Origin of the sequence: Agrobacterium sp. D14, from assembly GCF_001526505.1 — a bacterium.
Classification (GTDB): domain Bacteria; phylum Pseudomonadota; class Alphaproteobacteria; order Rhizobiales; family Rhizobiaceae; genus Agrobacterium; species Agrobacterium leguminum.
The window spans coordinates 142,832-169,188 of sequence record NZ_ASXX01000009.1; the positions used below are offsets into that span (position 1 = coordinate 142,832).

The 26,357-nt window shown below is 56.8% G+C and carries 22 protein-coding genes and 1 pseudogene; 5 read left to right on the top strand and 18 right to left on the bottom strand.

Features of this window, described 5'->3' with window-relative positions:
- Positions 1–3 precede the first annotated feature (3 nt).
- The 6 genes from moaA to paoA are packed head-to-tail and all read right to left on the bottom strand — an operon-like array spanning position 4 to position 6,482.
- Positions 4–1,041: a GTP 3',8-cyclase MoaA gene (gene moaA, locus L901_RS08185; protein WP_059755371.1), complete on the bottom strand. Its 1,038-nt coding sequence runs from the start codon at positions 1,039–1,041 to the stop codon at positions 4–6.
- 6 nt (positions 1,042–1,047) lie between these two features.
- A complete protein-coding gene (locus L901_RS08190; RefSeq protein WP_245289618.1) occupies positions 1,048–1,704 on the bottom strand; it encodes an NTP transferase domain-containing protein in 657 nt (218 codons plus the stop codon).
- Positions 1,705–1,712: 8 nt separating this feature from the next.
- Positions 1,713–2,642, bottom strand: a complete 930-nt coding sequence (locus L901_RS08195; RefSeq protein WP_059755375.1) for an XdhC family protein — start codon at positions 2,640–2,642, stop codon at positions 1,713–1,715.
- 55 nt (positions 2,643–2,697) lie between these two features.
- A complete protein-coding gene (gene paoC, locus L901_RS08200; protein WP_059755377.1) occupies positions 2,698–4,896 on the bottom strand; it encodes an aldehyde oxidoreductase molybdenum-binding subunit PaoC in 2,199 nt (732 codons plus the stop codon).
- A gap of 3 nt (positions 4,897–4,899) precedes the next feature.
- Positions 4,900–5,850 (bottom strand): xanthine dehydrogenase family protein subunit M, encoded by a 951-nt coding sequence (locus tag L901_RS08205; RefSeq protein WP_059755380.1) that lies wholly within the window; start codon positions 5,848–5,850, stop codon positions 4,900–4,902.
- On the bottom strand, positions 5,847–6,482 hold the full coding sequence (gene paoA, locus L901_RS08210; RefSeq protein WP_059755472.1) for an aldehyde dehydrogenase iron-sulfur subunit PaoA: 636 nt from the start codon (positions 6,480–6,482) through the stop codon (positions 5,847–5,849). Before paoA ends, L901_RS08205 begins: the two co-directional genes overlap by 4 nt.
- Before the next feature lie 387 nt (positions 6,483–6,869).
- On the opposite strand from paoA, the gene L901_RS08215 reads away from it, so the two are divergent.
- The gene (locus L901_RS08215) at positions 6,870–7,169 is read left to right on the top strand and encodes a YciI family protein (RefSeq protein WP_059755383.1); all 300 of its coding nucleotides are present in this window, start codon (positions 6,870–6,872) and stop codon (positions 7,167–7,169) included.
- A 604-nt stretch (positions 7,170–7,773) separates the two neighbouring features.
- Here L901_RS08215 and L901_RS08220 read toward each other — a convergent pair.
- The 5 genes from L901_RS08220 to L901_RS08240 form a co-directional block, all read right to left on the bottom strand.
- Positions 7,774–9,267: a tripartite tricarboxylate transporter permease gene (locus tag L901_RS08220; RefSeq protein WP_059755385.1), complete on the bottom strand. Its 1,494-nt coding sequence runs from the start codon at positions 9,265–9,267 to the stop codon at positions 7,774–7,776.
- Positions 9,268–9,278: 11 nt separating this feature from the next.
- Positions 9,279–9,740: a tripartite tricarboxylate transporter TctB family protein gene (locus L901_RS08225; RefSeq protein WP_059755388.1), complete on the bottom strand. Its 462-nt coding sequence runs from the start codon at positions 9,738–9,740 to the stop codon at positions 9,279–9,281.
- A 27-nt stretch (positions 9,741–9,767) separates the two neighbouring features.
- Positions 9,768–10,511 (bottom strand): SDR family NAD(P)-dependent oxidoreductase, encoded by a 744-nt coding sequence (locus L901_RS08230; protein ID WP_059755390.1) that lies wholly within the window; start codon positions 10,509–10,511, stop codon positions 9,768–9,770.
- 55 nt (positions 10,512–10,566) lie between these two features.
- Positions 10,567–12,048 carry an aldehyde dehydrogenase gene (locus L901_RS08235; protein WP_059755392.1) on the bottom strand — a complete coding sequence of 494 codons (1,482 nt, stop codon included), beginning with the start codon at positions 12,046–12,048 and terminating at the stop codon, positions 10,567–10,569.
- 87 nt (positions 12,049–12,135) lie between these two features.
- Complete coding sequence (locus L901_RS08240) at positions 12,136–13,116, bottom strand: tripartite tricarboxylate transporter substrate binding protein (protein WP_059755394.1); 981 nt, start codon at positions 13,114–13,116, stop codon at positions 12,136–12,138.
- A gap of 215 nt (positions 13,117–13,331) precedes the next feature.
- Between L901_RS08240 and L901_RS08245 the strand changes: the two genes are divergently transcribed.
- Entirely contained in the window at positions 13,332–14,345 is a 1,014-nt protein-coding gene (locus L901_RS08245) for a LysR family transcriptional regulator (protein WP_082710547.1), read from the top strand.
- On the opposite strand, the gene L901_RS08250 is transcribed toward L901_RS08245, so the two are convergent.
- From L901_RS08250 to L901_RS08260, 3 genes are read right to left on the bottom strand one after another with little or no spacing between them, the layout of a single operon-like run.
- On the bottom strand, positions 14,305–15,756 hold the full coding sequence (locus L901_RS08250; RefSeq protein WP_059755398.1) for an aldehyde dehydrogenase family protein: 1,452 nt from the start codon (positions 15,754–15,756) through the stop codon (positions 14,305–14,307). The two genes, L901_RS08245 and L901_RS08250, sit on opposite strands and share 41 nt — an antisense overlap.
- Before the next feature lie 12 nt (positions 15,757–15,768).
- A complete protein-coding gene (locus tag L901_RS08255) occupies positions 15,769–16,635 on the bottom strand; it encodes an SDR family NAD(P)-dependent oxidoreductase (protein WP_082710540.1) in 867 nt (288 codons plus the stop codon).
- Positions 16,632–17,561, bottom strand: coding sequence for an HpcH/HpaI aldolase/citrate lyase family protein (locus L901_RS08260; RefSeq protein ID WP_245289619.1), 930 nt, complete (start codon positions 17,559–17,561; stop codon positions 16,632–16,634). Before L901_RS08260 ends, L901_RS08255 begins: the two co-directional genes overlap by 4 nt.
- 127 nt (positions 17,562–17,688) lie before the next feature.
- On the opposite strand from L901_RS08260, the gene L901_RS08265 reads away from it, so the two are divergent.
- From L901_RS08265 to L901_RS08275, 3 genes are all read left to right on the top strand, one after another.
- Positions 17,689–18,528, top strand: a complete 840-nt coding sequence (locus tag L901_RS08265; protein WP_059755401.1) for a hypothetical protein — start codon at positions 17,689–17,691, stop codon at positions 18,526–18,528.
- Positions 18,529–18,547: 19 nt separating this feature from the next.
- Complete coding sequence (locus L901_RS08270; RefSeq protein WP_245289620.1) at positions 18,548–19,459, top strand: fumarylacetoacetate hydrolase family protein; 912 nt, start codon at positions 18,548–18,550, stop codon at positions 19,457–19,459.
- Between the two features lie 154 nt (positions 19,460–19,613).
- Positions 19,614–20,600, top strand: coding sequence for a tripartite tricarboxylate transporter substrate binding protein (locus L901_RS08275; RefSeq protein ID WP_059755403.1), 987 nt, complete (start codon positions 19,614–19,616; stop codon positions 20,598–20,600).
- Positions 20,601–20,783: 183 nt separating this feature from the next.
- Here the strand turns inward: L901_RS08275 and L901_RS08280 are convergent.
- From L901_RS08280 to L901_RS08295, 4 genes and pseudogenes are all read right to left on the bottom strand, one after another.
- Positions 20,784–21,691, bottom strand: a pseudogene (locus tag L901_RS08280) (SMP-30/gluconolactonase/LRE family protein).
- Between the two features lie 109 nt (positions 21,692–21,800).
- Entirely contained in the window at positions 21,801–22,826 is a 1,026-nt protein-coding gene (locus tag L901_RS08285; protein ID WP_120356892.1) for a substrate-binding domain-containing protein, read from the bottom strand.
- 35 nt (positions 22,827–22,861) lie between these two features.
- Positions 22,862–23,866 carry an ABC transporter permease gene (locus tag L901_RS08290; RefSeq protein WP_059755409.1) on the bottom strand — a complete coding sequence of 335 codons (1,005 nt, stop codon included), beginning with the start codon at positions 23,864–23,866 and terminating at the stop codon, positions 22,862–22,864.
- Positions 23,863–26,334, bottom strand: coding sequence for an ATP-binding cassette domain-containing protein (locus L901_RS08295; RefSeq protein WP_059755411.1), 2,472 nt, complete (start codon positions 26,332–26,334; stop codon positions 23,863–23,865). Before L901_RS08295 ends, L901_RS08290 begins: the two co-directional genes overlap by 4 nt.
- Between the last annotated feature and the right edge of the window lie 23 nt (positions 26,335–26,357).

A 26,357-nucleotide genomic window follows, 5' to 3' on the forward strand; every position in this document is an offset into this window, starting at 1 on the left:
TTGTCAACCGCCGGTAACGCTCATGTGCCGGGCGACGGCGGGTCTCCCGTGCAGACGGTCGATGATGAAATCGTGACCTTTCGGCTTGCGAAGGATGGCTTCGTCGATCGCGGCCGAAAGACAATCGTCGCCCTCGGACATGCGCAATACGGTGCGCAGATCGGCGGCGGCGTCCTGACCAAGACACATGTAGAGAGTACCTGTGCAGGTGAGCCGCACGCGATTGCAGCTTTCGCAGAAATTATGGGTCAGCGGCGTGATAAAGCCCAGGCGGCCACCGGTCTCGCCTACCCGGACATAGCAGGCAGGACCGCCTGTTCGGTAGTCGATATCGGTGAACGTGAACCGCCGTTCAAGGTTTGCGCGCAACCGAGACAGCGGCAGGTATCGGTGGGTGCGATCTTCCTCGATCTCGCCCATAGGCATGGTTTCGATGAGGGTCACATCCATGCCTCGGCCGTGCGCAAAACATATAATGTCGGGTATTTCGATGTCATTGAAGTCTTTTAGCGCCACGACATTGATCTTGATCTTCAGTCCGGCCTCCTGGGCGGCGTCGATACCTTCCATGACTTTTCCAAAATCGCCCCAGCGGGTCACCTTGCGGAATTTTTCTGGATCGAGGGTATCAAGCGAGACGTTGATACGGCGCACGCCGCAATTATAAAGCTCTTGCGCGTGGCGAGTAAGCTGAGAGCCATTGGTTGTGATCGTCAGCTCGTCGAGACCGGCGCCGAGCTGACGGCCGAGCTGGCGTACTAGAACCATGATATTCTTGCGCACCAGAGGTTCTCCGCCGCTTAGACGAATCTTGCGCACCCCCTTGGTCACGAAGGCCGAACAGAGCCGGCCGAGCTCCTCTAGTGTCAACAAATCCTTCTTCGGCAGAAAGGTCATGTTTTCTGCCATGCAATAGGTGCAGCGGAAATCGCAGCGGTCGGTGACCGAGACCCGTAGATAGGTGACCGCCCGCCCGAAGGGGTCAGTCAAGGAGGTTGTACTGCCCTTGGCGACCAACGGAACTGTCAATGTGTCAAACATGGAGGTTCACTCACCCTTCACCCTTGCTTCTCCGTCAACGAGAACACCCCCTGCGGCAACGATTTGATCGGGAGTGTCGACATCAATACGGGCGGCGTCACCAATTTCCACATCGACAACCTCTACTCCATCTTGACCAATCATCCTGCGCGCACCTTCGTCGCCAATAAGTTTTTTCAGCCGTCCAAAGAATTGCCTGGGAAAGATTACAGGGTTGCCCGGCGCACCATTCGCCGTGGCGCGAACGATGACATTCCCCCCTTGATTTTGAAATTCAGTAATCAGCATGTCCAGGTCGGACACAGTCAAAAAAGGCATGTCGGCAAGAAGGACCAACACGCCGTCAGGCAGGCTGCGCTCCGCCGCATTTACGCCGGCTGCAAGCGAACTCGCCATTCCTGAAAGGTAGGCATCGTTATACACGATCTGTACATCAAGGCGCGCAATCGCATCCCTTATTTCAGCGTCCCTATGCCCGGTCACTACGACAACCGACCGGCTCTGACAACCAGTCGCCGCTAGCGCAGTGCGGCGTACGAGCGGTATGCCGTCAAAATTGGCGAGCAATTTATGAAATCCGTTTGAACCCATCCTGCTCGACGTCCCGGCCGCCAAAATAATAACGGCGACGGTACTGTTCGTTGAAAGATGATCGATAGTCACTGGCGGTCTCATCCAAACGCGGTCAACCTCGACGCCGCAATATCGGCCAGCACGGAGAGCGCCAGCGATGTCGTATCCCTGGTCGGACCAAACATGCCGATAGGCGCTTTGATCCGATTGATATCTTCCGTTTTGAAAGCCTGCACCGTGAGACGCTGCACACGTTGACGATGAGTACGGGTGCTGCCGAGTGCGCCGATGTAGAATGCGGAAGAGCGTAGCGCAGCAGCCAGAACCACGGTTTCCGCGTCGAGATCATGATGCAACAGCACAACCGCGGAATATGGGTCGATATCCTGCACGGCATTTTTAATACCGTCTCCCGTCCGCCAGCGCGTGACATCGTAACCAGCGGCCTCGGCCAGTCGCGCCACAGCCTCGGCTTCCGCTGTCCGCCCGGAAATAAGAACCCTGGTCATGGGACGATAAGCTGTGATGAAATCGCCTTCGATCCAGCTCGACCGTACCGGCATCTCAACCGCTTCGAGCGTCTCCTGTTGCGGTGAGTATCTTAGGCCCACCGCTTGCCGTCGCGCGAGGCGGTCAAGAGCCTGCCGCAAGGCGCCGACCTCCCTCAGCACGTGGATCGCTACGGAAACGCCACCGCCACACGGAAGAACGATATCGAAAAAAGGAGAACCGTCACCGAACTTGACGACCCGATCGCGCCCCACCGACATCGCGAGGAGGGCCTCTGCCGCGACGGCGGCTTCAACGCATCCACCGGAGACATAGCCGCAAAAGCGCCCGTCAGCCGCCACCACGACATGCGAACCGAGAGCCCGAGCGGCCCCACCCCGGATTTCGACCAGGGTGGCCAATGCCACAGGCCCAGCTTGATGGGCATTAATCGCAAAGCGAAGGAGATCTGCAGGATCGTCCGCTACCGATGTGCGCACCGGAGTCGCTTGCAGAATGGAAGAACACATTTGAACCATGGAAACCTCTGAGAAGGCATGGCGATTGAGCCGGCGATCGTCGCTGGAAGTTCAGTCACGCCACCTCCGGCAGACCACCGATCAGCTTATCAAGCGTGATCGGATAGTGCCGGACGCGAATTCCGGTGGCGTTGTGAATGGCGTTTGCAATCGCCGCTGAGACTCCGCAAAGCCCAAGCTCGCCAACGCCCTTCGCCTTCATCGGCGAAGACATCGGGTCTGTCTCGTTCATGAAGATCACCTCCTGATGTGGGATGTCGGCATGCACAGGCACTTCGTAGCCGGCAAGATCATGGTTGACGAAGAACCCGCGACGCATATCGACGGCAAGCTCTTCCGATAGCGCGCCCCCTACCCCCATCGTCATCGCGCCGATGACCTGGCTGCGCGCGGTGATCGGATTGAGGATGCGCCCGGCGGCACAGACTGCCAACATTCGACGGATGCGGGTTTCACCGGTCGCGATATCGACACCGACTTCAACGAAATGCGCTCCAAAGGTCGATTGCTGATAAGTATCGGTCAGGTCACCCCACGTCATCCTGTCCTCGCCGAAAAGGCCATCAGCCCCGGCCGCTTCAGCCAGGGTAACGGACCTGTCTCCAGAACGAACCTCACCGTTCTCGAAGGTCACATCCTGCGCGTTCAGGCCCAGTTTGCTTGCCACGGCTTCTCGGAGCTTGACGCAGGCGGCGTAGACGCCTGACGTCGAACAGTTGGCGCCGAATTGCCCGCCGGAGCCAGCCGATACGGGAAAACGTGAATCACCAAGCTGCACGGCGACCTTGTCGATGCCGACGCCCATCATCTCGGCGGCAGTCTGAGCGATGATCGTGTAGCTTCCGGTACCGATGTCGGTCATATCGGTTTCAACGGTAACGACGCCCTGACTGTCGAGCTTGGCGCGGGCGCCGGAGGGAAGCACGAGATTGTTGCGGAACGCAGCGGCGACACCCATTCCGATCAGCCAGCTGCCTTCGCGCCGTGCACCGGTATTTGGTCTGTTGCTCCAGCCGAAACGTTCTGCTCCCAATTTGAGGCAGCCGACAAGATCACGATGAGAGAATGGCCGCTCCGGTTTTTCAGGGTCAACTTGAGTGTCATTGACTATCCTGAACTGGACAGGATCAAGGCCAAGCTTTTCAGCGATTTCGTCTATGGCAATTTCCAGCGCCATAAGACCCGGCGCTTCACCGGGCGCCCGCATGGCGTTGCCTTCCGGAAGGTCGAGCGTCGCCAGCCGCATCGCCGTCATCCGGTTGGCTCCTGCATAGAGAAGCCGTGTCTGATTCACGGCCGTCTCCAGATTGCCCCCCTTTAGATCGCCGGACCAGCTTTCATGGGCAATCGCCGTGATCTTGCCGTCCAATTCGGCGCCTATACGGATGCGTTGAACGGTTGCGGGTCTGTGAGTCGTATTGTTGACCATGAACGGACGGGGTAGCGCCACCTTGACGGGGCGACCCGCAGCCTTGGCGCCGAACGCCGCCAGCACCGCGTCCGCGCGCAGAAACAGCTTGCCACCAAAACCACCACCAATGAACGGCGACATCAAATGCACCCTTTCCTTGTCAACGCCGAGCGTCGTCGCAAGGTCCGTCCGCCACCAGTCAATCATTTGGCTGGATGTCCAAACCGTCAGTTCTTCGTTGTGCCATGCGGCAATGGAGGCGTGCGGCTCCATCATCGAATGCGATTGGTCGGGTGTCGTATAAGTCTCGTCGAGCGTTACTGGCGCGGTGCGAAAAGCAGCCTCGAAGTCGCCAACCGTCGTATCCGGCTGCTGCGAGTCGTCCGGTTTGACTGCTGTGCGCATTGCATCCTGCAAGTCAAAGGCGCCAGTTTCCGTTTCATAATCGACTTTCACCAGTGCGGCAGCGGCCCTTGCCTGCTCGAAAGTCTCAGCAACGACAACGGCAATGGCCTGATGATAGTGCTGAATCTCATGTCCTCCGAAGAGCTTCGCAGTGTTGTATTTGCCTTTCTTGAGATCGCCAACATCGAGCGCGGTGACAACTGCGATGAAGCCATCGGCCTCTTTGGCAGCAGAGATGTCTATCGATCTAAGGCGCCCCTTGGCGATCGCCGAACCAACAGGGTACCCATAGACATACGGCATGTCAGGCTCGTGCCATTCATAGGCATACATGGCTAGGCCCGTCGTCTTGAGCTGAGCGTCTATACGGTGGATAGGCTGGCCGATGACCTTCATCTGGTCGATCGGATTTGTGGTGGCTGGTTTGTCGAATCGCATGGCTCAACCCCGCGCTTCTTCGACCACGGCGCCAAGCGTGCGCTTGACCAGATCGATCTTGAAACGGTTTTGCTCTGTTGGATGGGCGTCGGCGAGGAGAATTTCAGTCGCAGCACGAGCCCCCTTAGGCAACTCGGCTTCCGCCGCTTCGATTCTCCACGGCTTGGGGGCGACACCACCGACCGCAAAGCGTCCTCTACCATCCGGCTGAATCACTGCACCAACAGAAATGAGCGCGAACGCATAGGACGCGCGATCACGGACTTTGCGATAGACGTGCTTGCCGCCAAGCGGCGAAGGGAGCGCAACGGCGGTGATGAACTCACCGTGCTCCAGTATCGTCTCGATGTGAGGTGTGTCTCCTGGCCGCCGGTAGAAATCCGCTATCGGTATTGAGCGGCGGCCTCCGTCCGATTTGACGGTTTCCACGACGGCGTCCAGCGCTCGCATGGCAATCGCCATATCACTTGGATGGGTGGCGATGCAGGCGTCCGATACGCCAACGATCCCGTGCTGACGGGTAAAGCCGCCAATGGCGGAACAGCCACTGCCGGGTTGTCGCTTGTTGCAGGGCTGGTTAGGATCGTAAAAGTACGGACAGCGCGTTCGTTGCAGGAGGTTTCCGGCCGTCGTCGCCTTGTTGCGGAGCTGCCCGGAAGCACCGGCAAGAAGCGCACGCGACAGGAGCCCATAGTCACTTCGAACCTTCGCATGTGCGGCAAGATCGGTGTTACGAACCAGCGCGCCAATGCGCAACCCGCCATCCGGCGTCGCCTGAATCTGGTCCAATTCAAGCCCGTTGACGTCGACAAGATGCGTCGGCGTCTCTATCTCGAGCTTCATCAGGTCGAGCAGGTTCGTCCCGCCGGCAATGAACTTGGCGTGAGGATTGGAAGCAACCGCTTTGGCCGCGGCCTCGACGGACGAGGCACGTTCGTAACTGAAGGCTCTCATGCTTTGATTCCTCCGACTTCCGAAATTGCGTCGACAATATTGGAATAGGCACCGCATCGACAGATATTGCCGCTCATGCGCTCGCGAACTTCCATCTGGCTCAACTGGACGGGCGCGGTCAGATCGCCGGTAACATGGCTTGGAATGTTCGCCTTGATTTCGTCAAGCACGCCGATGGAGGAACAGATCTGTCCAGGCGTGCAATATCCACATTGAAAACCGTCATGCTTGACGAAGGCCGCCTGCATCGGATGCAGCGCGCCGGGCCTGCCAAGTCCCTCAATCGTGGTGATCGCGTCGCCGTCATGCATAATGGCCAGCGTCAGGCAGGAGTTGATACGGCGGCCTTCCACCATGACCGTGCAGGCGCCGCACTGACCGTGATCGCACCCCTTCTTTGTTCCGGTTAGATGCAGGTGTTCACGCAGGGCGTCGAGCAGGCTCGTCCGGTTGTCGATATCCAGGCTGCTGCTCTCACCATTGACTATGAAGGTGACATGGCTTTTGTGAGCGGCTGAAGGAGCCGCCGATTGTGCGTCAGCTTGGCGGGCGACCCCGGTAACAGCGACTGCCACCGCAGATGACGCCAACAGGTCACGACGGGAAATTTCAAGATTGACAGAAGATTGCATGCCGAGGTTCCACTTCATTCATTGAGTTAGGACGTTTGGCAAGGGCACGAAGTATAATCATAGAGCATGGGAGAAGGAAGTTTAAATGAGATCTATCGCATGCAGCTATCGATGGGGCTCATGAATACGCGTGTCGCTGACGACGCGCCGGGTCAAACCGTCGAACACCGGAAATACGGAGAGCACAGGCGTCAACGGAGCACTGCTGAGAGGAAATTTCCCTCGAAATACCGTGTGCAATCTATGTTAGGCGCTGCAACGGCAAGCAATAACATAACATTATAGCGACTTGCCGCTCAAGGTTGCTCGTTCCCGCGACACGTACTAGTCCATGAGGGTAACGCTTCAATAGCGACGAGTAATAAGCGATTTAGGAGAGAAACTTAAATGCCTTATGTCATAACATTTCACGATGAGCCTGGCGTCCTTGAGCGGAAGCGCGAGCTTCGTGCGGAACATCTCCAATATGTTGACAAGAATGCCAGCCGGATCATTGCCAGCGGCGGACTCTTTCCCGAAGACGACGATTTCCCGAACGGAGGACTCATCATACTCGACTCGGACGAACGGCAAGACGCGGTAGATTATATCGAGCACGATCCGTTTTTTCTTAATGGCATCTTCAAAGCATATACCATTAATCGCTGGCGCAAATTTGTCTTCGACCACAAGCGGGTTACAGCGTAAGCGCTAAGCACCTGACAACGTCATCGAGCGGAAGCAAGACACTCGGGTCACGCATTTTCGATCAAACTCGATGACCACCTCTTCAGATTGGAGGCGGAGGCCATTTGATCGTGATGACAGCCTTGATAACAGCGGGAATTGCACCGCTCGCATACTCATGTGGCAACGCCAACGCCCTGTGAGGCGCCAAAGCCGATAAAGCGGGCTACTCCATCGGTCTCTCCGACCACAGCCTGTTTCGGCACTGCCGATCTCACCCTCCATTTTTTCATCGTTCGGCAACAAGATTAATCGATTTCTGCGAACCTTTCGGAGCACGCCCTGCCTAACGGAATGGCGGAGCGTGCTATATCCCTTTGTTTTACCGCATTATCCGATGGTGAAATCACGCCGCGCTTCTACCACTCACGACCGTCATCTCGAACGACACGTTCCTCCGGGTGAGTTGATCAGTAGCCTGGGCTTTGAACTTCTCAGTCGATTCGAAACGGACGAATGGGCGAGAAACCGTCGAAATTCTCAATATTATTAAGACGAAAAAACACCTCCCATGGCATGCAACTCCATGGGAGGCGGATACTTTGAACGAGATAGGGATGAAGCCTTACTCGGCTAGAGCCTCATCTTTCTTCCGGCGAATATTGGGCAATATCATCGCTGCGAGAGCCAAAAACCCCAAGATCAGGAATACGGCGCTGACCGGTCGTTCGATGAAGACACTCACATCGCCGCGAGACAAGACCATGGCGCGCTTCAAATTCTCTTCGAGCAACGGGCCAAGGACGAACCCAATAAGCAAAGGCGCCGGCTCGAATTCCAGTTTGATCAAAATGTAGCCTACAAGTCCGAACAGCACCGTCTGATAGACGTCAAAGGCGGCATTGTTGACGGAATATGCACCTATGCCACAGAAGACCAAAATCGCAGGGTAAAGATACTTGTACGGAACCTTGAGCAAAGATACCCAAATCCCGATTAGAGGGAGGTTGATGACCAGCAACATCAGGTTGCCGATCCACATGCTGGCGATCAGTCCCCAGAACAGTGTGGGTTGTTCGTCGATCATACGCGGCCCGGGTTGAATACCCTGGATCATGAGCGCACCAATCATCAGCGCCATGACGGCGTTCGCGGGAATTCCAAGGGTCAGCATTGGAATGAACGACGTCTGTGAGGCTGCATTGTTGGCGCTTTCCGGGCCTGCAACGCCTTCGATTGCACCGTTGCCAAACTCACCCCGATACTTCGACACTTTCCGTTCGAGCATGTAGGAGGCGAAGGTCGAGAGCGCGAGACCTCCACCCGGTAATATTCCCAGCAACGACCCCAGAGCAGTGCCACGAAGTACCGAAGGAACCGAACGTGCGAATTCCTTCTTCGTCAGCCACAGACTGCCCACCCGCGACACTGTGCCAGACCGATTTTCCGGACATTCCAGGTTACGGATAATCTCGGCGATCCCGAACAGGCCCATGGCGAGCGGGACAAAACCAACCCCTTCGAATAATTGCGGAAACCCCAGCGTGAATCGAATCTGGCCGCTTTGCAGGTCAGTTCCCGCCAAGCCTAGCAATACGCCGAGGACGATCATGGCAAGCGACTTGAACATGTTCCCTTGCGCCAGAACCGTCGCTGCGATCAAGCCAAGCAGGATCAGCGAAAAATATTCCGCGGGTCCAAACGACATGGCGACCGCCGTTAGTAGCGGACCGGAGGCCGCCACCACCAATGTAGCAACGGTTCCCGCAAAGAACGAACCGATTGCCGCAACGGCGAGTGCTGCGCCGGCTCGTCCGGCACGCGCCATCTTGTGGCCTTCGAGGGTGGTGACGACGGCGGTCACTTCACCAGGCAGGTTCAGCAGGATGGCCGAGGTCGATCCTCCATATTGAGCGCCGTAATAAATGCCTGCCAGCATGATCATCGCCGTGATCGGGTCGAGACCGAACGTCATGGGCAACAGCAACGAGATCGTTGCGACGGGACCCACTCCGGGAAGAACGCCGATCGCGGTGCCGATCAAACAGCCAAAGAAGGCAAAAGCCAGGTTCTGGTAGGTAAATGCGACCGACAGGCCTAGTGCGAGATTGTCTAGCATCTGACTTGACCTCAATAGTTTGCAAGAAAGCGCGGAAGAAAAGGAACGTTGATCTGCAGGCCCCACGTGAAGATCAGCCAGCAGAGGGCGACCAGAACGACGGCCAAAGCCACGATGCCTTTCAACGTCTGGGTCCTATCCGCCAAACCGCTGATCACGACGAGGGCTATGGTAGCGGCAGCCATTCCGATATGTTCAAGCATCACGCCAAATATCGCCAGCGCGGCAAGGATCAGGCCCATTTCCCGCCATGCCCACTTTCCGAGCCCCTCGGGCGTGCCGCGAATGCCGGTGAAGAGGACGCCAAGCGAAAGACCCCCCAGCGTAACAAGCACGACGAGCGGCATGTATCCGGGACCCATACGGCTCGCTGTTCCGACCGGATAATCGAGGTTGATATAGAAGCCTATCGCGGTAATCGTGAGCAGAATGACTCCGCTGGCGATATTTTTCGCGTTAACGTTCGCGTTCATTTCTTTTCTCGCCTTTATTTCCGAATTTCAGTGGAATGATCGACCGCCATCGACCGCGAGGATTGCTCCGGTGACGTAGGAAGAATCTTTGCTGGTCAGGAACAGGATGGCGCTGGCAATTTCACCAGCTTCTGCGATCCGTTTCAGCGCGTAATTGGCCACATTGCCTTTGTTGCCGACCGCCAACGGTGTATCCACCATGCCGGGGCACACGGCATTCACCCGCACCTGCGGCGACAACTCGGCGGCAAGAGCGCGGCTCAGGTTCACAACGCCGCCTTTGGACGCGGCATAGGCTGTGTGGTCTGGCGCATTGGGTAACAAACCCTGAGCAGATGCCACGTGGACGATCGTGCCGGCCTCGGCGCTGCGCAAAAACGGCAAACACGCCCTGGTTACCAGATAGGCGCCAACGAGATTGACCTCGACGATCTTTTTCCACGTCGCGACAGGCATGTCGAGCACAGAGCCCGTCGCCATGATGCCGGCCGCATTCACAAGACCGTCAATGCCACCGAGATGGGAAGCCGCCCTGCCAAAAGCATTGGTTAGGTCGTCTTCATTGGTGATGTCGGCTTGGATTGCAAAACCGCCGATGGCCTGCGCTACGGCGGAGACGGCAGCTGGGTTCAGGTCAAGACAGGCAACCTGGGCGCCTTCTGCTGCGAAAAGTTCGGCCGTCGCTTTTCCTATGCCCGAAGCCGCGCCTGTAACAACAATGCGTCGTCCATCAAGGCGCCCAGCTGACGCCGTATTATTTTGTACGCTCATGATACGGCCTCCCTGCCGTCTCAAGCGGAAGAAGCTTATCGAAAAACTTCTCCGTTCATCTCATTATGAAGGGGTTTTCCGGCACATCCTCGGCGACCGAGATGATCACGCTCTTCGTCTCGAGATACTCGTTGACGGCCTCGACTCCACTTTCGCGGCCCAGCCCCGATCGCTTCATGCCACCGAAGGGGACCATATAGCTGTAGGCGCGATACGTGTTCACCCAGACAGTGCCCACATTCAAGGCTTTGGACATGCGAACGGCTCGACCGATATTGGTTGTCCAGACACCGGCAACGAGGCCATAGTCAATCTCATTGGCGATCTTCACCGCTTCCTCCTCTGTGTCGAAGGCGATGATGGACAGGATGGGACCGAAAACTTCTTCCTGCGCGATACGCATTTGATTGGATACGTCCGCGAACACAGTCGGTTCGACAAATTGACCGCCAATAAGCCCAGGACCGGCTGCGACCTTGCCGCCAAGAATGCAGCGTGCGCCATCGGCTCTGGCGACATCCAGATACTGCATCACTTTTTCGAACTGAGGTGGTGTGGCGATAGGACCGACATCCGTCTCCGGGTCCATCGGATCGCCCAGGCGGATGTTGCGCGCCAGATCGATCAGTCGGCCGGTAAATTCGTCAAGAACGCTGCGCTGGACCAGAAGCCTCGAGCCGGCCGTGCACATCTGACCCGAAGCGCCGAAAATACCCGATACAGCACCAGCAGCGGCAAGCGCCATGTCGGCATCCTCGAACACGATGTTCGGAGACTTGCCGCCAAGCTCCAACGAGACTCGTTTCATCTGCCGGGCGGCGGTCTCGTACACGCGAGCACCCGTCACATCCGAACCGGTGAAGGTGATTTTGGCGACGTTCCGATGCTCCACCAATGCTGAGCCAGCCTCCTGACCGAGCCCTGTCACAACGTTGAAGACTCCGGGAGGAAGGCCCGCTTCATTGACTAGGGCGGCGAATTCCAACGTACTTGCCGATGCGAATTCCGATGGTTTGACGACGACCGTGCAGCCTGCCGCAAGAGCCGGCGCACACTTGATCGCCGCAAACCACAAAGGTGAATTCCATGCCGTGAGCGCCGCGACGACTCCGATCGGTTCACGGGTCGTAAAGGCCAGTGCGTCGGCCTTCTCGATCGGGATCGATTGCCCTTCTATCTTGTCGGCAAGACCTCCATAATAACGCCAGCATTCCGCGATTGCGCCAAGTTGGCCACGTGTTTCGCGAAGAAGCTTCCCATTGTCACGCGTTTCGATCTCCGCAAGCCGGTCACGATGCTTTTCGACCTGATCCGCGATTGCGTTGAGATACTTCCCCCGTTGCGTCGCGGTGAACCGCGACCATGGGCCGGAGGTCAAGGCCTCGTAAGCACTATTCACGGCGCGATCGACGTCAGTGGATTTTGCCCGTGGGATTTTTGCCCACACCTCGCCACGATACGGGTCTGTTGTTTCGAGAAATTGGCCGTCAGCGGGGTCGACAAACTCGCCGGCAATAAGCATCTGGTAGTTCTTCATTGAAAGTCCTCTTAGGCTCTGTGAACAAGCCTATTTCTGCATAGGCCCCGGAGCAGAATGCTGCCCCGGGGATTGACGACGCGGTTGTCAGTCGGTGAACTTGATGTTGTTTTCCTTGATGACCGATTGCCATTTTTGTGCCTGAGCGGTCATGAATTCGCGCAGTTGCGGACCGCTTAACAATGCCTCCTGGAAAGCCAAGGGATCGAACTTAGATTTGAACGCCTCGCTCTGGACACCACGGCTGATCGCGTCGGAAAGTTTTTTCACAATAGGATCGGGCGTCCCCTTCGGGGCCATGTAGCCGTACCAAAGAGTGCTATCGACCGCCGGATAGCCCAGTTCCGCAGTCGTGGGAACATCAGGCAGATTTGCGGTTCGCTTGGGAGAAGTGACGGCCAGGGTGCGCAGAAGACCGTTTGCAGAAAGCGTCGCTGCCTCACGCGCCGACGGGAACATCATCTGGATGAAGTTACCGCCGAGCGCCTGTAGACCCTCGGGATTGTTCTTGAAGGACACATGAACGCCCTTGCCACCGATTTCTTTCAGGAAGCGAACAGCGGTGAGATGCGCGAGAGTGCCGGCACCGGCGCTTCCGTAGGTGATGCCATCGCCCGACTTCGCGACTTTCACAAGATCTTCGAAAGTCTTGATATCCGACTGCGCTGAAACCACCAACGCCATGGGATAGCCACCTATGCCCACGATAGGCGCGAAACTGTCGAGGTTGTAGGGAAGGTTATCGCGAAGCACCGTCTGGACGATACCCGACGTCGTGAGACAAAGTATGCGATACCCGTCCGGTTCTGAGGAAGCGACGAGATTGCCGCCCACCGTCGTGGCGCCGCCGCCGCGATTGTCAACGATCACCGTCTGCTTGATATCCGCGCGCACCTGCTCAGCCAGAAATCGGCTGAGTGTATCGTCGTCGCCGCCTGGAGGGTTGCCGATGATAATACTCACGGGCCTTGTCGGGTACTCCGCTTGCGCTGTTGCGACGCGGACGCCGCTTAACCCCAGGACGGCACCGGTGGACGCCGCTGCGATAAATTTTCTTCGGGTAATCATTGTCTTCCTCCCAAGTTCAAACGCCACCTCCAAATGGCATTTATCAAAACAACTCTAATCGACACGCCTGCCGGGCGCCATCGCAGTGAGCCGTCTCGCGGGAAGAGGTATAATATTTTGCTATCCCCCTCATTCACCATATGCGCATTTCGAGGTACAATCCTGCCAGGGAACGCGGTGCTATTGTCATCGCAAGTCGAGAGGAGACAAATGAGATGCTGAACAGCGCCATGCGGATCGATCCGAAAAAGATTCTCTACCTCGCAACGATCATTGAGCATGGCAGCTTGAAAAGTGCGGCACGTGCTCTGCAAATCTCACAGCCCGCGCTTTCGACGTCGATGAACCGGCTTGAAGAAGAGCTGGGGATGAAGGTGCTTGAACGAGGCCCCACCGGTGTCATCCCCACGACAACCGGCGAGGTTTTATATTGTCACGCCCGCTTGATACGTGATGAAATCGGTCTGGCCGCACGAGCGCTTATGAGTGTGCAGGGCGGTGATCCTGGGGTGATCCGCGTAGGCAGCCTTCCAAGCCTTGCAAGCTCGGTCATCCCCATCGCGTTGAATCGCTGGCGCAATATTTACCGGGAACGTGAACTTGAGGTCGTAGAGGTTCCTCAAATCGACCTCCTGACGGGCTTGCTTCGTCGGGAGTTCGACTTCGTGTTTGGCTTCACGGAATGCTACGATCTGGAAAACGGGCTTCGCCAACGCGTTCTGTTTCGCGACAAACTATGCGTCATTGCTCGTGCAGGGCATCCGCTTGCGAATGAGCCGGATCTACAATGGGATGTCTTGGTGACGTACCCGTGGGTATGCCCAACAGCCAGACGGTCCCACGTCATTCTTGATGCTGCCCTTCGAAACGCAAACGTGCCGCCGCCGGAACATATGACCGTGTGCGGGTCTGTGACGCTCTTAAAATCGCTCGTTGTCAACGGCGATCACCTCGCTGTCTTGCCCGCCCATGCAGTTCGTGTCGACCTCGATGAAGGTCGCCTATGCCGCCTTGACGTCACCGATTCAGCGCTGGAACGAAATATCGCGGTGTTTTTTCGGGAGGGGCACCAACTCGATGAGCCAAGCCGAGAACTCGTCTCGCTCGTAAGTTCAGTTGGGCAGGAGCTTTCAAACCGCGAACGGGAACGGGCGGCTCTCGAAAGTGAGGCGCCGACCCGTAACGCGACTATGCCGTCAGGGACGGCAGTATCTGAGCACGTTCCTTAAGACCGAATACTGCCTTGATCTCGAGATATTCCTCAAGACCGAATATCCCCATTTCCCGGCCGTTGCCCGACTGTTTGTAACCGCCCATCGGTGAAGCGGGATTGGCCGCGGCTCCATTGTAGAAGACGCGTCCTGCGCGAAGGCGATTGCCAACTGCATAGCCTCTTTCGGAATCGGCTGAAAAAACATACCCGGCAAGACCGAACGGGGTATCATTCGCAATGGAGATAGCTTCCTCCTCATCGTCATAGGAGATCACCGCAAGCACAGGCCCAAAAATCTCTTCGCGCGCAATAGTCATCGCAGGCGTCACCTCCGAAAACACCGTCGGGCGGACAAAGGCGCCACGATTGACACCACCCGGTAAACCTGGACCGCCACACACAAGTGTTGCGCCCTCATCTATACCGGTCTCGATGTAACGCTGGACGCTGTTGCTTTGCGAGCGGCTGACCATGGGACCCATCGTTGTCACCGGGTCGCGGGGGTCTCCGATCCGGAATTTCGTGACCTCGTCGCGTATTGCCGCCACAGCATCACCAAGCCGCTCCCGGGGAACCAACAGACGGCTCGGAGCATGGCAGGACTGCCCGGTATTGAAGAAGCAGCGCTGGATCGTCCAGCGTGCGGCCGCGGCGATATCGGCATCGCGAAGTGCGATGCTTGCCGATTTTCCGCCGAGTTCGAGAGAAACGCGCTTGATCGTCTGGGCCGCCACCGCCCCAACACGCGCACCTGCTCCGGTCGACCCTGTAAACGAGATCAGGTCGACGTCAGGGTGCGCAGCCAGCGCCTCGCCGACAGTAGCGCCGTCGCCGTTGACAAGATTGACTACCCCTTTCGGCGCGCCGGCGGCTTCCAGGATTTCGGTCAAGACGATTGCGCTGATAGGCGTGACCTGGCTTGGCTTGTAGACGACTGTGCAACCTGCCGCCAACGCATAGGCGATCTTGACAGTCAACGTCTGGATCGGCCAGTTCCACGGCGAAATCAGTCCACAGACGCCAATCGGCTCACGCCGGATAATCGTGTCATCGATACGTGTCTCAAAATGATAGTTCTGGAGAACCTTACGGGCTTGCTGGAAATGCATCAGCGGGCCGGCAACCTGGACGTTCGAGCTGACCGGGAATCCCATCTCCTCGGCGACGACAGCCGACAGTTCGCTCATTCGGGCCTCGTATGCGGCGGCAATGTCATCCAGCAACGCCAACCGATCCGGAACCGAGCTTCGAGAGAAGCTCTCGAATGCCCGTCGCGCCGCAGCGACTGCTCGATCCACATCCTCCGCTCCGCCCAGAGCGACCGAGGCAAAGGGCAGATCCGTAGAAGGGTCCGTCACCTGGACGGTTCGGGAAATCGACGGTTGAACCCACTCGCCATCAATAAAAAGCTTTCCGTACTCGCGCATGATACACGCTCCTCAACTGCTGTGGGTGTAACCGCCGTCAACCGCGATGGTTTGACCTGTGATGAAACCGGATGCGGGTGTCGCCAGGAAAATCATCAATCCCACGAGATCAGTGTGAACCATCCCTCTCTGTATGCACTGTTGCGAGAGTTGCAGACGCCTGAGATCAAGTGTCGGATTGACCGCGCGTTCGACTTCCGTCGCCACCGGGCCAGGTCGAATACAGTTCACGTTGATGCCGTCCGGCCCCAGTTCGCGCGCCATCGCATTCGTCATGCCGATGATGGCCGATTTCGAGGTGACGTAGTGCAGGTAATTGCGTACACCTTTCGGAACGGCGTCAGACGATATGTTGATAATCCGTCCCCAGCCCGCTTTTCGCATGGCCGGAACAACAGCGCGGGCGCACAAGAACGGGCCTGTGATATTCACTCGCAGAACCCTATCCCACTCTTCGAGGGGGATCGCCTCAAAATGGCGCTTGTCAAGAGAAGCAAACATCGCAGCATTGTTGATAAGAACATCGATACGACCGTATTCCGCCAGTACTGCGGCTACCAGAGCGTCAACAGAGGCGACGTCCGCGATATCGACGGGATGGGCTGTCGCCTTTCCCCCTTGAGCGAGAATTTCATCGCGGACACGTTGCGCATTGTCGATATTAAGGTCGGCAAGGATAGGCGTTGCGCCAGCGGCCGCGAACTGGCGCGCAAGCTCGCGGCCGATACCCTGGCCGGCGCCGGTGATAAGAACAACCTTGCCGGCGACACCAAAGTCGCGCGCCCACTGTGGCACGCCCGTATCAAGGGGAGTATGGACAAACGTATCAGCGACAGCGGCTGAGTCAGCATCCAGTTGAGTGGGGATTTTGGCCGTCATTGGAATTTCCTTGCATTGGCAATTGCCGCATTGGTGAAGAATGTTATGTCAGCGCCGGCGGTCGCATATCGCGCACCGAGCGAAATCATGTCTTTGGCGAGCGCCGGATTGGAACCCAATCCGCCCACCCCCAGATAAATCCCGTTTGCGCTGCAGGCCTTGGCCACCTTTTCGAAAGCTGCGCGCACCGTCGGATGCTCGATTTGCCCGGGCAGACCCAGAGCGTTACAAAGATCGTTTGCGCCAACCAGGATCATGTTAAGACCCTCGACTGCCGCAATTTCTTCGACGGCTTCAAGCGCAGCCAGAGATTCCATCATAACGACGACCATTGTCGCGTCGTTGATGGTCTGCATCGCCTCCACCGCAGGGGTCGGCCGGAAATCGAGCAACGGCAGGCACGGCGCGATCGAACGGTGACCAAGCGGAGGAAATTTGGCGGCTTTGACCACTGCAGCTGCATCGTGGGCGGTTTCGACTTGCGGGACAATCACCCCCATCGCTCCGCACTCCAGCGCCCGCGCGATCGAAGCATGGTTTGCGTCGACAACACGCACCAGCGGGGTGATCCCCGCCAGATTGCTGGCGATACAGATCTGGCTGATGGTTTCTAAAGAAAAGCTATTGTGCTCCTGATCCAGGAAGAGGCAATCGAAGCCCGCCGTTTTTGCGACCGCGACGATTTCGACGCCTCTGACAAGCCGCACGATCATGCCGACAGCAAGTTCTCCCGCGGCCATTTTGGCAAGAAGTGGATTAACCCTGCGGGCCTTTGTATCTGACATTTCGCGATCCCCAACTGAATATTCTGGCGCGCAGCCAACCGCGGTCATCTCAATCAAAAAGATACATTGATCCAGATTTGCCGAAGATGCGGCGAGACGTTCCAGCACGAGCAAAGTGAAACGCCGTTGGTGGATAATCAACCAAGAACCGGCTCCAGGCGGCGGAGGTGATAACTTAACTTATACCCTTTGAAATCGCCGTATTCCCGCGGGGCGTCATGTCTTTTAAAACCAAGGGAACCTGATTACGCAAACCTTGGAGGATACGATGCGCATTTCAGAAGCAGCCAAATCAGCGGGTGGAAGCGTCGGCAGCATGCGAGACGGCAAGCTCGACCAGAAGTTTCTCCTCACCGGCGAAGACGATTCTCCCAACAACTATCTGCTGAACGTTGGCCGCACCGGTTCCGGTGGCTGGGGCACCCCTCGTCATCGTCACGATTTTGATCAGGTCCGCTACGTTCTCAAGGGGAGTTACCCCGTTTCGCCCCACAAAGTCATGAAGGAAGGCACCGTCGCTTATTTCCCGGAAAGCGTTCACTACGGCCCGCAGGACAGGCCGGAAGGCCTTGAAATGATGGTTATTCAATTCGGAGGTGCGAGCGGTAAAGGTTTCCTCAGCGTGGCGAGACGTGAAGCCGCCAACGAAGCGCTGAAAAAGAAGGGTGAATTCAAAAACGGCATTTTCACCTGGTATGACGAAAAGGGCAACAAGCATAATCAGGACGGTTCTGCGGCCTGCGTCGAAGAAGCGACCGGCAAGAAACTCGAGTTCGCCGAGCCTCGTTATGATGATGTCATCATGATGTATCCTGAAGCAAGCCCGTGGGTGAAGTCCGAGCAGGCCGGTGTGTCAACGAAAACACTTGGCGTGTTCACCGAGCGCGAAGCACGGCTTCGTTTCATCAAGATCGACGCGGGATCGACCTTCAAGACCGGAACGAGAAACACCATTGAGGTCCTGTTTCTGAGCGAAGGGCACATCACTGTCGACGGCGAAACTTACGGCCCCCAGACAGCAATTGAACTTCTGCCGACCGATGCACCCGCGGCAATCACCGCCTCGGAAGGCGCGCTCTTCCTCGAAATTCGTCTTCCGCAGTTCTAACGAAATAAAGTGGCCGCGAATGCCGGCCCCGAATGACCCCGGCATTCGCCATAAAAAAGGTATTGATATGAAAATCGCGCGCTTTCTCAGCGAAGGTAAGGTATTGCTGGGCGTGGTCGACACGGCGAATAACGTTGTGCACCCACTCGATCATGGACTAACAGGCACGGCTGATCTGATTCGGCTGTCAATTTCGGGTTTTGACCACCGGCCTGCAACAGAAGCTGGCTTACCGCTTTCAGACGTCCAGCTCCTGGCCCCCATTATCCCAGATCGCAACATCTTCTGCGTGGGCAAGAACTATTTTGAACACGCAAAGGAATTCGCCGGCAGCGGCTTCGAAGCAGGAGCGGTAAAAGGCCAGGAGATTGACTCTTATCCGGCAATCTTCTCCAAGCCTCCGAGCACCGTTGTCGGGCCGGACGCCGTGGTCGAAATGCACCCGCAAGCAACACAGGCGGTAGACTATGAAGCCGAATTGGCTGTGATCGTCGGACGTCCCGGTCGCAATATTTCCGAGGCCGACGCCATGAAGCATGTCTGGGGCTACACGATCATCAACGACGTCACCGCCAGAGATCGACAGAAGAACCACAAGCAGTGGCTTGCAGGCAAAGGCCTCGACACATTTTGTCCGATGGGTCCGTGGATCGTCACGGCCGACGAAATCGACGGTGAAAACCTCGACATCGAATGCAAGGTCAACGGCGAACTACGGCAAAAGGCCAACACCGGGAGCTTGATCTTCAAGATTCCCCAGTTGCTGGCGGCAATTTCTGCGGGCCTGACCCTCAATCCCGGCGATGTGATTGCAACTGGCACGCCTGCAGGGGTCGGCATCGGCTTTACGCCGCCACGATTTCTCAAGTCGGGAGATCGGGTCGAGATATCGGTCTCTGGAATCGGGTCGCTCAGCAACACATTCGCCTGAACGGGGAGCCGATTGCGCGTGGGCGTCACGATCGCGCGCGATCGCCTGACACACAGATCCTTCGACCGCTAGATCGACTGGGATTTCGGAGGAAATTCCTGGCCCTTTCCATCAAAGGATCCGCATTAAAACCATCAATCAAAGGGAGGACGAAATGAATACCAATTTTCTGAAGAGACGGTGCGTGCTTGCCGCCGCGATCGCTTTCGGCGCTATCGGCGTGATGACTTCGCCGGCTGGTGCGGCCACCGACCAAATTAGGTGGCTTGTCGGCTACCCGCCGGGTGGCTCCACCGACGCCATCGCGCGCCTTCTCGCAGCACCAATTTCAAAAACGATCAACCAGACGATCATCATCGACAACAGGCCGGGGGCCGGCAGCGCGATTGCAGCAGCGGCGCTTGCCCAATCCAAGCCCGACGGACTAACCGTGATGTCCGTCGACAACGGGACCCTGGTTATCAATCCAGTTGCGTATCGCACGCTTCAATATGACCCAGACAAGGATTTCCGGCCCGTTGGCGTATATGCTGAAGTCAACTTCCTGTTGGCTGTCGGCAAGGACCAGCCATACAAGACCGTTGAGGAATTTTTAGCGGCTGCGAAAGAATCTTCGACGCCTATTGCCTATGCAAGCCCGGGCATTGGAACACCCTTGCATCTCGCTGTCGAGCGAATGGCTCGGGAAGGGAATATCAAGCTCGAGCACGTCGCCTATCGTGGCATGGCCCCGGCGCTTAACGACGCCCTTGCCGGGGTGGTCCCGGCGATTGTTATCGACTATACCACCGGACGAGAAATGATCCGCTCCGGTGATCTTCGCCCCCTGGCGACTTTTTCCGCATCCCGTCTTCCAGCACTCCCAGATGTGCCGACCTTTGGAGAGAAGGCCCTCCCCGGTTTTTCCGCCGTGGCCTGGCAGGCGCTGGTCGTCCCCCATGACACCCCCGATGATGTGGTCAAGAAATACAGCGACGCGCTTGCATTGGCTCTTGAGGATTCAACCGTGAAAGCCCGATATGAGCAACTCGGTCTCGGCATGCCCAAGAGCGACCCGCAATCTTTCCAGCAGCGGTGGCAGGACGACAAGGCCGTATGGCAACCGTTGATCAAGGACCTCGGAATTTCTCTGGGCAATTGATCAAAAAATGAGGGGGCAGCACGCGCTGCCCCTTTCGGCCTGTTCGCTAAGGGAACGCAGGAAACGGACCTTCGGGTCTGGCGGCGACATCAAAGCCGGAGATCTGCCACATACACTATAGCCGAGGTGCAGCAGCGCCTCGGCTATTGTGTATGTGGCTACTTGTCCAGCATACAAAGGAGACTAGCGTGCGCGGCCATTGATCTTTAGCCGAACCCTGTAAAGACTGTTCGTGGCGCATACATACATGATATTACGCCGAGCCCCCCCGAATACAAGATTTCCAGCTATCTTGCCGAGCAAGATTTTACCGAGCAACGTCCCATGGGGATCATAACAATAGACGCCGTCTCCCGCGGTGATCAGATGTTGTCTTCTGCATCCATCCGCAGGCCATCGAAAATCCCTACAGGGCAATCTGCCAGAACATCACCACCGGTTACTCGGGCCGCAGAATCGACATTAAAGGCGCGAAGATGCGCGGGCGCTTCATCGAAATGACTTTTACCGCTGTCGACGACGAATAGGGTAGTCTCATCTTTCGAGAAGGCCAAGCCATTGGGCATCACCATGTCGGTTATCTTTGCCTCGACTTCACCGGTTTGCGGGTCGATACGGTAGACATGGCGGCCTTCTATTTCCGGCTCCGCCTTGATGCCATCGAGGTCGTGCAAAATGCCATAAGTCGGATCGGTGAACCAGATCGCGCCATCGGAAGTCACGACGACATCATTGGGCGAGTTGAATTTTTTGCCGCGCCAATGATCGGCGATGGTCACGATCCTCCCGTCATGCTCGGTACGGGTCACACGGCGATACCTGTGTTCGCAGGTAATCAACCGCCCTTCGAGATCGACCGTTTGACCGTTCGGGTGACCACAATCCTGCCGAAACACGCTGATTGAGTCATCCGTCTCGTCGAAGCGTAATATCCGGTCATTGGGTATGTCGGTGAACAACAGGTATCGTCCCGCAGGAAAATAGGCGGGCCCTTCCGTAAACAGACCTGCGCTGTAGAGTTCTTCTGGCGGGAAGATGGGCGCGACCATCTCCAGGAAGACTTTTTCAACAATTTCGTAAAACTGGGACATCGCAGCACCTCACTTCTGGCAAAAGGAAAAAAGCTTGCGGCGTTCGGTCAATCGAATACCGCAAGCAGAAAAAAGAAAGGGTTGGCTTTTATGATGGGACTGAAGTCGACTACTGCGCGCCGATGACGTTCGTCAGCGTCCAGTCATAGGCATACTTGACCCATACGATATCGCTGTCAGCCATTCCCGCGTATTTTGTCTTCAGGTCGTCCAGCGTGATCGTCGGGATCGGGGCGGTCATCTTCATCGGCACGTTGACGCCCTCCACTTTGGCAACGGCGACGTTCACCGCCAGGCTGCCGATCCCCGGATCGACGTTGATCGCCGCAGACTCGTAGCCCGACTTGGAATTCAGATCGAGTAACAGGTTCACATCAGTGCCGTCGAAGCCATAGACCTGCAAAGGCACGTCGCGACCATCAGCGAGAAAAGCCTGGGCGGCGCCAAAGGCAGCGACACCTTGTGAGAAGATGATGTCGATCTTTGGCAGCGTGGGCAGGATCGCCGAGACTCGCTGTTGGGCTACCGATTGGTTCCAGTCCCCATACACTTCGGAAACGATCTTGATATCCGGATATTTCGCCAATGCTTTGATATAGCCATCTTGAATGGCCTGTTCGGCTGCGTTGCCTGCGAGACCGCGAATGTTCAGCGCATTGCCCTTGCCGCCAGTTCGCTGCGCTATGTAGCTTACGTATTTTTCACCGAGCTCATCATAGTCGAACTGAAGATCGATCGCTTTTGCATTGGTGACTGAACCCAGAGCCGTCGTAAGAACAGGAATTCCAGCACCTACCGCATTGTCGATAGCTCCGTTCAACGCCGTATCCGACAGGGGTTCCAGGATGATGAAGTCTACCCCTTGCAAAGTCATGTTGTTGAGTTGCTGAGCTTGTGTCTGGGCGTCGCCAGCAGCATCGACAACGTTGAGCTTCACCGTCTTGCCATCTTTGCTCAACTCTCCTGCGGCCCACTGGGCAGCAGCCAAGAAACCTTTCTGCCAGCTATTACCCTGGAAAGGCATAGCCACACCGATCATGATCTCGTCCTTGGCTTCTGCTGATACAACAGTCAGTGTTGCAATCAACGATGCGATGGCTGTCAACGCGAGTTGTTTCCCTACCCGTTTCGTCATCATAGTTCTCCTCCTCGATGATTTTGATTGCGGCTTTAAGTGCCGGCGCGTGTCCGCAGGGCGACGAGGCAAACGGTCAAAAGAACGATAAGTCCCTGGATAACGTATTGCGCACCGATGCTGAACTGCAGAAGAATGAGGTCGGATTGGGTGAGCGTGAGCACTAATGCGCCAATTGCCGTTCCGACAACGGACGTGACACCACCCGTGATACGGGTTCCGCCCACAACGACCGATGCGACAGATCCCAGGAGGAAGCTTCGACCCAGATCCGCAGAAACTCCTCCCTGATAAGTTGCGAGCAAGGCGCCCAACCACGCTCCTAAAATCCCGGAGAGAACGAACGCGCCAAGGGTCGTCCAGCCATTGCGCACGCCGGCAAGACGCGCGGCCTGACGATTTTGGCCCATGGCGTGCAGGTGCAGGCCAAAGATTGTTCGGCGTAGCAGAAACGCGACGAATACAAGGGTGATCACGCTGACCGCGAGTGCGCCGGAAACCCCGAAAACGCGAGTCCGCAGCGCAGCCTCGAATATGCCGCCGATCCGCGAGAAGCCGCCGCCCTGGATTGCCACGATAAGGCTATAGATAATATATCCGGAAGCCAATGTCGCAACTATTGCGGGTATTTTTAGTTTCACGATCAGTGCCGCATTGAGGGCCCCTGCCACCACTCCGATTAACAAGGTCAGGCCGAGTGAACCAAGAATGTTTCCCTGCCCCAGGAAACCGGCCGACATGACATAGGCGCCGAAAGTGATCACATAGGGCAACGAAAGGTCGAAATTACCTGGACCGCTGGCAATAACCGTCATTTGTGCTGTCCCGGCGATTGCCAAGAAGCCCGCAATCGTCGCATTGGCGAGAATAAAGGAGAGTGAGAGCGTACCTGTGATGTATGCCGCAAGAAGCCAGAGCGCCATTGCCGCAACGAGGGCGCCTATCCAGGAGCGGTCCCGGAAGTCCCGCCAGAATCCTGATCGGGCATCAACTTGAGTAGCCGACAGGTCAACGCCAGGGGAGTTTGAATTTTGAATCATGCTTCAATCGATCTCCCAAGCGAGCGGAAACTGAGAGCGAGGATGAGGATCAGGCCACCGATGGCGGTGGAATACTCCGAACTGATCCCAAGAAAGGTAAGGTTCGTCGTAACAAGAGAAATACCGACTATCGCCATGATCGCGCCGGTTGGTGAGACGATGCCCCCGGCGAAACTCGCGCCACCGACGACAGCGGCGGCGACAGTCGCCAAGGTGAAGCTCGAAGCGACGTGCACGTTTCCAGCCCCTGTCGTCGCTGTCAGCAGGAGACCCGATAACACGGCAAACGTTCCGGCAAGAGTGTAGAGGATCACACGACCGGCCAACGCCGAGAAACCGAGCGAGAGATATATGCGGCGGTTGTGGCCCAGCGCACGTAGTTTTATGCTGTAGCCCCAACCCCGGCAGATCCATATTCCGGCGAGCGCGGTGCACAAGAGGATGTAGCAGGCCAAAGGTAGTGGCCACAACTTCACGCCCATGATTGCCGAAAGCCACTCAGGGGAGCTGCCCCCCGGTGTCTGACGTATCATCAGTCCGGCGCCAAGCCAGACGAAAGAAGCGCCGAGTGTGGCCACGACAGAAGAGACGCCAAGAATCTCCACCATGAGCGCAAGCGCCATGTAGCCAACGATAACGAATCCTATCGCGAGCACGCCGATTGCTGGAGCGTCCACGAGATAGGTCGCCGCAAGCACATTCACGAGCCCAATGGCGAAGCCGAGACCAAGATCGATATCGCCGCCCAGGAGAAACAGCATTTGGGCGATCACCGCGAAGGCCAAAGGAACAGAAGCTTGGAGGAGCAGTTCGAGCCCAAAGCTGCTCATGGCGTTGGGTTGCTGCCAGAACGCCAGCCCGAACATGAAGATCATCAGGAAAGCGGCGGGCATTGAGCGCCATGATAATGCACGCCTGAGACCTCGGCTTTCGTTGCCGTGACCAACGACTTGTCTATCTAATTCCGAACTCTGAGGAGTTTGAGCCGGCCACTTGAATGACGCTTGGACGATTCTCTCTTCGGAGGCTTCCGATCCCTCGAATTCAGCAACAACGTGCCCGCGCGCCATGACATAAACACGATCGCATTTCTGAAATTCTGCAATCTCGGTCGAGTACAGGATAACGCTACGACCTTTGGCCCTCATCCCATCGAGAAGCTCATAGATGGAGGCTTTTGCATTCGCATCAACCCCGCGCGTTGGATCATCGAGGAGTAACAATGGAGCATCGCTGGCAAGCGCCCTACCCAAAAGAGCTCGCTGCTGATTACCTCCGCTGAGGCTGGCAATCGGTGAATTCGCGCGATGCGCAAGGCCTAGCTCATTCAGCCAAAATTGAGCGGTACGCTTTAGACTGTTGAAATCAACGAGGCCTCTTTTCGAATGCAGAGCCGCCGCCGATATCGCGACATTCGTTTCGACGTCCCAGAGCGGCAGCAGGCCCTCGCGCTTTCGGTCACCGCTGACATAGGCAATATCGCTGGTAGAGGTAATGTGGGGTCTTGTACAGGCACGAGCCTCGAATATCGCCTGTAGCAGATCGCGCTGACCGGCGCCTTCCAGGCCAGCAATACCGATGATTTCTCCAGCGCCAATCCGAATATTAATATTATGAAGGTGACTGGAGGACAGATCTTCCACTCTTAAGAGGTCGTAAGATCCACTCAACCGCTCTACCTGCTTTGCTGGCTCATGCTGATCGACTGTTGCGCCGAGCATTGTCAGCAGTTGGTCATGCGTCACATTCCTCCCATCTCCATCGAAGTGGACACGGCCGTCCCGCAAAACAACAACACGATGAGCAAGCCGTATCGCTTCCTCCAATTTATGGGTCACGTAGATGATGGCGATGCCTTCGGCGGCTTTCCGCGTCACCAGGTCCGCCAGTTGATCCGCTTCACGAAGCGACAATGCCGAAGTGGGCTCATCGAGAATGACCAAGCGTGTTGACGGCTCCGTCATAGCACGGGCTATTTCCACCATTTGGCGCTCGGCAATCGACAATTCGGCCACCTCTGAGCGAACGTCAATCCCGTTTCCTGGGAATACCCGCAGCCTCTCGGAAGCGCCGTGTACGATAGTTTTGCGGGAACCGCTCCGAACCTCACTGGACGTGAGCGCAAGGTTCTCAGCGACTGTCAGATTGGGGAAAGTGGAGAGTTCCTGAAAAACGCGCTGGATACCTCGCGTCCTTACCTTGCCGCCGGCATGCTGTTCGAACTCAACCACCTGCCCAGACACTTCCAGCATTCCTGCCGTCGGATGGAGCGTTCCTCCGATTATATTGAGAAACGTAGATTTCCCGGCGCCATTGGGACCGAGCAACACCAGAATCTCTCCCGGATAGATGTCGAGGTTTATATCGTGGAGAACTTTGTGGCTGCCGAAACTCATCGAAAGGTCGCGCACTGAAATCAACGGCGTCGAGTTCGGCCTATCGGTTTGCTCTCGTTGGTTATTCTCCATTGCTCCTCCTCCAGAAGACATTT

Bases quoted from the DNA above. Each gene is read 5' to 3' on its own strand.
- L901_RS08250 (WP_059755398.1), bottom strand. From the start codon at position 15,756: ATGCGCGAGTACGGAAAGCTTTTTATTGATGGCGAGTGGGTTCAACCG.
- L901_RS08235 (WP_059755392.1), bottom strand. From the start codon at position 12,048: ATGAAGAACTACCAGATGCTTATTGCCGGCGAGTTTGTCGACCCCGCT.
- paoA (WP_059755472.1), bottom strand. From the start codon at position 6,482: ATGCAATCTTCTGTCAATCTTGAAATTTCCCGTCGTGACCTGTTGGCG.
- L901_RS08275 (WP_059755403.1), top strand. From the start codon at position 19,614: ATGAATACCAATTTTCTGAAGAGACGGTGCGTGCTTGCCGCCGCGATC.
- L901_RS08215 (WP_059755383.1), top strand. From the start codon at position 6,870: ATGCCTTATGTCATAACATTTCACGATGAGCCTGGCGTCCTTGAGCGG.
- L901_RS08270 (WP_245289620.1), top strand. From the start codon at position 18,548: ATGCCGGCCCCGAATGACCCCGGCATTCGCCATAAAAAAGGTATTGAT.
- L901_RS08225 (WP_059755388.1), bottom strand. From the start codon at position 9,740: ATGAACGCGAACGTTAACGCGAAAAATATCGCCAGCGGAGTCATTCTG.
- L901_RS08245 (WP_082710547.1), top strand. From the start codon at position 13,332: ATGCTGAACAGCGCCATGCGGATCGATCCGAAAAAGATTCTCTACCTC.
- L901_RS08290 (WP_059755409.1), bottom strand. From the start codon at position 23,866: ATGATTCAAAATTCAAACTCCCCTGGCGTTGACCTGTCGGCTACTCAA.
- L901_RS08285 (WP_120356892.1), bottom strand. From the start codon at position 22,826: ATGACGAAACGGGTAGGGAAACAACTCGCGTTGACAGCCATCGCATCG.
- L901_RS08295 (WP_059755411.1), bottom strand. From the start codon at position 26,334: ATGGAGAATAACCAACGAGAGCAAACCGATAGGCCGAACTCGACGCCG.
- L901_RS08195 (WP_059755375.1), bottom strand. From the start codon at position 2,642: ATGGTTCAAATGTGTTCTTCCATTCTGCAAGCGACTCCGGTGCGCACA.
- L901_RS08230 (WP_059755390.1), bottom strand. From the start codon at position 10,511: ATGAGCGTACAAAATAATACGGCGTCAGCTGGGCGCCTTGATGGACGA.
- moaA (WP_059755371.1), bottom strand. From the start codon at position 1,041: ATGTTTGACACATTGACAGTTCCGTTGGTCGCCAAGGGCAGTACAACC.
- L901_RS08265 (WP_059755401.1), top strand. From the start codon at position 17,689: ATGCGCATTTCAGAAGCAGCCAAATCAGCGGGTGGAAGCGTCGGCAGC.
- L901_RS08205 (WP_059755380.1), bottom strand. From the start codon at position 5,850: ATGAGAGCCTTCAGTTACGAACGTGCCTCGTCCGTCGAGGCCGCGGCC.
- L901_RS08255 (WP_082710540.1), bottom strand. From the start codon at position 16,635: ATGACGGCCAAAATCCCCACTCAACTGGATGCTGACTCAGCCGCTGTC.
- paoC (WP_059755377.1), bottom strand. From the start codon at position 4,896: ATGCGATTCGACAAACCAGCCACCACAAATCCGATCGACCAGATGAAG.
- L901_RS08220 (WP_059755385.1), bottom strand. From the start codon at position 9,267: ATGCTAGACAATCTCGCACTAGGCCTGTCGGTCGCATTTACCTACCAG.
- L901_RS08240 (WP_059755394.1), bottom strand. From the start codon at position 13,116: ATGATTACCCGAAGAAAATTTATCGCAGCGGCGTCCACCGGTGCCGTC.